This is a genomic window from Vibrio sp. 10N.222.49.C9 (assembly GCF_041474985.1).
In the GTDB taxonomy this organism is placed as follows: domain Bacteria; phylum Pseudomonadota; class Gammaproteobacteria; order Enterobacterales; family Vibrionaceae; genus Vibrio; species Vibrio crassostreae_C.
The window spans coordinates 1-466 of sequence record NZ_JBFRVD010000478.1 but is presented as its reverse complement, the minus strand read 5'-3'; the positions used below and the strand labels follow the sequence as shown (position 1 = coordinate 466).

Below are 466 nucleotides of genomic sequence, written 5' to 3'. Positions count from 1 at the left end.
CAATTGAATTAAAGCATTACATCCAGAAAGGCGCTGCGAACTCAGTCAAAATAAGACCAAACCCAGGGCAAAAGTTTTCTCGCGAGCAACTAGAAACCATCAAAGAGCTTACTTGCCAATGCGAAGAACCGAACCTTTCAGCATGCATCTCTAACAACTCATACGTTCACGTTATAGCACCCAGAGGCCAAGACTACGATGCAATGGTCGAGCACATTGAATCTGTCATCATCAAGCCACTTACGCAAGCTCAAATCAGAGCCAACGCAGCCAAACTCAAGCGAGAGAAAATTAAGGCCGAGCAAGAAGCTGAACAGACGGCCACTTTCGCAAATAATCGTGAAACCATCAAAAAACTCACCGATTTCTTTGGTGAAGATAACTGGAATAGCACAAATGACCATAACCGCAACGGCATAATCCGATTTGCCTACTGACACGTGCTGGATTGGGTGAGTCTTTCTAC

Annotated in this window: 1 protein-coding gene; it reads left to right on the top strand. The window is 44.8% G+C overall.

Annotated elements, in window-relative coordinates; translation table 11 throughout:
* Positions 1-437 (top strand): hypothetical protein (locus tag AB4585_RS24075; RefSeq protein WP_372171274.1); only part of this gene is annotated, 437 nt, incomplete at its 5' end.
* Positions 438-466: the final 29 nt, after the last annotated feature.